The organism is Pseudoxanthobacter sp., assembly GCF_036822375.1.
Classification (GTDB): Bacteria; Pseudomonadota; Alphaproteobacteria; order Rhizobiales; family Segnochrobactraceae; genus Pseudoxanthobacter.
This window is the reverse complement of sequence record NZ_DAISHT010000045.1, coordinates 17,712-22,136: the sequence shown is the minus strand read 5'-3', so window position 1 is coordinate 22,136 and position 4,425 is coordinate 17,712. Positions and strand designations below refer to the sequence as shown.

General features: G+C 69.3%; 2 protein-coding genes. Both read left to right on the top strand.

Going from position 1 to position 4,425, the window contains the following annotated elements:
* Positions 1 to 1,476 (top strand): fructose-specific PTS transporter subunit EIIC (locus V7067_RS06760; RefSeq protein WP_334175124.1); only part of this gene is annotated, 1,476 nt, incomplete at its 5' end.
* A gap of 281 nt (positions 1,477 to 1,757) precedes the next feature.
* A partial coding sequence (locus V7067_RS06755) for a PAS domain S-box protein (protein ID WP_334175123.1) occupies positions 1,758 to 4,425 on the top strand: 2,668 nt, incomplete at its 3' end.

Below are 4,425 nucleotides of genomic sequence, written 5' to 3'. Positions count from 1 at the left end.
CCGGTGACGGCCGCAGGTAAACCGGCAGCAGCAGCAGCCGGCGCGCCGGCAGAGCGGCTGAAAATCGTCGCCATCACCTCCTGCCCCACCGGCATCGCCCACACCTTCATGGCGGCCGAAGGGCTGGAGCAGGGCGCAAAGGCCCTCGGCCACAGCATCCATGTCGAAACGCAGGGCTCGGTCGGCGCCCAGAACACGCTGGCGGAGGCGGAAATCGCCGCGGCAGACCTCGTCATCATCGCCGCCGACACCAACGTCGATCTGTCGCGCTTCGGCGGCAAGCGGGTTTTCTCCTCCGGCACCAAGGCGGCCATCGGCGACGGCGCCAGCCTTGTGCGCCGGGCCATCGCGGAGGCGCAGCTGCAGCCGGCGGCCGGCGGGCAGAAGCGCGAACTGGCCGACGAGGTCAGCGCCGCCAAGGCCGCCCGCGCGGCCGAGCGCACCGGCGTCTACAAGCACCTGATGACCGGCGTGTCCTACATGCTGCCGTTCGTGGTGGCCGGCGGTCTGCTGATCGCCATCGCCTTCGCCGTCGGCGGCATCTATGTCTATGACGATGCCCACAAGGACACCTTCGGGCAGGCGCTGTTCATCATCGGCGCCAAGAACGCCTTCGCGCTGATGGTGCCGATGCTGTCGGCCTACATCGCCTATTCCATCGCCGACCGCCCCGGCATCACCCCCGGCGCGGTGGGCGGCATGCTGGCCGCCTCCATCGGCGCCGGCTTCCTCGGCGGCATCGTGTCGGGCTTTCTGGCCGGCTATATCGTCAACCTGCTCAACCGCTACATTCGCCTGCACCGCAATCTGGAAGGGCTGAAGCCGGTCCTCATCCTGCCGCTTCTGGGCACGGCAATCGTCGGCCTGCTGATGATCTACGTCATCGGCCAGCCGGTTGCCGTGGCACTGGCGACGCTGACCGGCTGGCTCAGCAGCATGGGCACCGCCAACGGCATCCTGCTTGGCATGCTGCTCGGCGCCATGATGGCGTTCGACATGGGCGGCCCGGTCAACAAGGCGGCCTACACCTTCTCCACCGGCCTCATCGCCTCCGGCGTCTATGGTCCGATGGCCGCTGCCATGGTTGCCGGCATGACCCCGCCCCTCGGCCTCGCGCTGGCCACGAAGCTGTTTCCCGGCCGCTTCACGCCCGACGAGCACGAGGCCGGCGGCGCGGCGGCGGTGCTGGGCCTTGCCTTCATCACCGAGGGCGCCATTCCGTTTGCCGCGCGCGATCCGCTGCGCGTCATCCCGGCGCTGATGGCCGGTTCCGCCCTCGCCGGCGGCCTGTCGATGTATTTCGGCTGCCTGCTGCGCGTGCCCCATGGCGGCGTTTTCGTGCTGCCCATTCCCAATGCCGTCACCAATCTCGGCGGCTATCTGGTGGCGCTCGTCGCCGGAACCGTGTTCACCACGGTGCTGCTCGGCCTGCTGAAGCGCCGCCTCGCCCCGGCCACCGTGCCGCAGCCGGCCTGAAGCCCGCGCCGGCTTCCCCGCAAACCCCGAGACAGACACCGACCGACAGACCCGGCCACCGCCGGTCCGCGAAAGCAGGACCGACGGTGGCTTTTTTTGTGCCCGCACCGCCGGCGAAAGCCCGGCGCAGGCCCGCAGACTGCCGCGCTGCCGCCAACAGGCCGGAGCAAGGAAGGCAGGGTGTTATCCCCGCAGAGCCGGTCAGGGTGACCCGGTTCCGCAACCGAACCCGGAATTTCCCGGAGTTGAGGTTGGCTCCAAACACCCTCAAAAAAACACCGATGCGCGCTTACGCAGAATCGCAGGCCACCATGTTCAAATGGCTACGAGCGGAGCTTCTGATCGTTGCAGGCTTTCTTGCCGTTCTCGGCCTGTGCACGATCTATTTGCATCAGGCCGAGCAGGCCTACGCGGCCCAGCGTCAGGCTATTCTCGACACCGGCCGCGAGCGGGCGCAGCAACTGGCCGAGGCTGTGCGCCAGCAGTTCGCCCTGTCGTTCGGCAACGCCGATTTCGTGCTGCGCAGCCTGCGCTCGTCATGGAACACGGACCCCGCCCGCTTCACCGACGAAGCCCGCAAGATGTTTGCCCTGATGCCCGCCGGCACCGAGCCGCAGATCAGCGTGTTTGCCGCCGATGGCGGGCTGATCGCGACCACGGCCGCCGGCGCGGCAGGCCGCAATCTGGCCGGCAGCCCGCTTTTTGAGACCCTGCAGCAGGCCCGCGGCGATGACGTGCTCATTGCCCGGCCGCAGTTCAGCGCCGTCCGCCGGCGCTGGGAGCTGCCGTTCATGCGCCGCCTCGAAACGGACGGGCACTTCGCCGGCGTGCTGGAAATGTCGGTCTCGCCGCTCTATTTCTCGCGGGAGATGGCACGCATCGGCCTTGGCCCGCGCGACACCGTCGGCGCCGCCCACATTCCCGACGGCTCCTACATTGCCCGCAACAGCGGCATGCCGGCCCTGCTCGGCGAGGCGGTCAATCCGCACCGGCCCTACCTGCCCCTCGATGCCCCGGCCACCGGCACCTTCATTGCCATGGCGACCCATGAGCCGGTCGAGCGCCTTTTTGCGTGGAACCGCGTCGACGGCCTGCCCGTCGTCGCCTTCGTCGGGCTGGCGACCCCCGACATGCTGTCGGCGTTCGAGGCGGAGATCGCGCTCGACCGCTTCGGCAACCGCGTCGGCGTCGGCCTCGTGCTGGGGCTGGCGCTGGCGGCGAGCGGCCTTGCGGTGCACGGCGTGCGGCAGAACCGGGCCCTGAAGCAGCAGAAGGCGCTCTATTTCAACATTTTCGAGCACAATCTGTCGGTCAAGTACATCACCGATCCCGCCACCGGCCGCATCGTGTTCGCCAACAGGGCGGCGAGCCGGTTCTATGGTTATCCGGCCGATGTGCTGGCGGGCATGCGCATCGACCGCATCAACATCCAGCCGTTCGCCGCCTCGCTGCAGGCCATGAATGACGCGCTGAGCGGCCGGCAGCAGATGTTCGTGTTCCGCCACCGCCTCGCCTCGGGCGAAGTGCGCACGGTGGAGGTCTATCCGAGCCCGATCGAGATCGACGGCCGCCGGCTGCTCTATTCCCTCGTCCACGACATTACCGAGCGCGCGGCCCTCGAAGCCCGCCTGAAGGCCAGCGAAGAACTCTACCGCAGCCTGTTCGACGTGGTGACGGCCGGCATGATCGTGCTGGACGGCGACGGCCACATCACGCGGTGGAACCGGTCGGCGCTGGCCATTCTGGCCACCGACGACGACGGCCTGCAGCAGCGCAGCAAACCGATCTTCACCCATGAGGGCGTCCGCGTTGCCGACGAGGCCCGGCCGAGCCGCCGGGCCCTGCGCGAAGACCTGCAGGACGAACTCTATTATGCCGAGGGCGAGGACGGACGGCGCGTCTGGGCGGCGATTTCCAGCCGCCGCCTGCCGCCCGACGACAGCGGCCGCCCGGGCGGCGCGGTCATCGCCATCTCCGACATTACCGATGTCATCCGGCTCGAAGAACGGCTGCTCATCAGCCAGCGGGTGTTCGACGCCACCTCCGAAGGCATTGCGGTGACCGATGGGAACGGCCGGATCGTTCAGGTCAACCGGGCGTTCTGCGTCATCACCGGGTACAGCCAGTCCGACGTGCTGGGCGTCGACGCGCGCATCCTGCTGCCCACCGGCCCGGATCAATCGCTGGCGGCCGCGCTGACGGAATCGGTGAGCAGCAAGGGCTCGTGGGAAGGCGAGATCGAAAACCGCCGCAAGGACGGCACGTCGTTTGCCGAGCGCATCGTTTCCAGCGCCCTGCACGACCGCGACGGCCGGCTTATCGGCTCGGTGACGCTGATTTCCGACGTGACCGAGCGCAAGCGCCGGGAGGACGAGGTGTGGCGGCGGGCCAACTTCGACGCCCTCACCGGCCTGCCCAACCGCACCCTGCTCGACGACCGTCTGGGACAGGCGCTGGCGCGCAGCGAGCGGCTCGACCTGCCCGCGGCCGTGCTGTTCATCGATCTCGACCGCTTCAAGCCAGTCAACGACACGTGGGGACACACCGCCGGCGACGAGCTGCTGCAACATGTGGCCGGCCGCATCCGCGCCTGCGTGCGCGCCGAGGATACGGTCGCCCGCCTCGGCGGCGACGAGTTCGTGGTGGTGCTGCCGATGGTTCACAGCGAGAGCGATGCCGCCGCCGTGGCCACCAAGATCCTCCGGGCCCTGAGCGCCCCCTACGACCTGACCGGCATCGCGGCGCGGGTCGATGTCGGCGCCTCGATCGGCGTGGCTGTCGCCCGCGGCGGCGAGAGCGATGCCGGCACCCTGCTTGCCCGCGCCGATGCCGCGATGTATCGCGGCAAGGCCGCCGGACGCGGCCGGGTGGTGTGCGCCGGGCCGGCCGCCGCCCCGGATGCCGCCAGTGCGAACACCGCCCTCCCGGATGGTCCGGCTGCGACGGCCG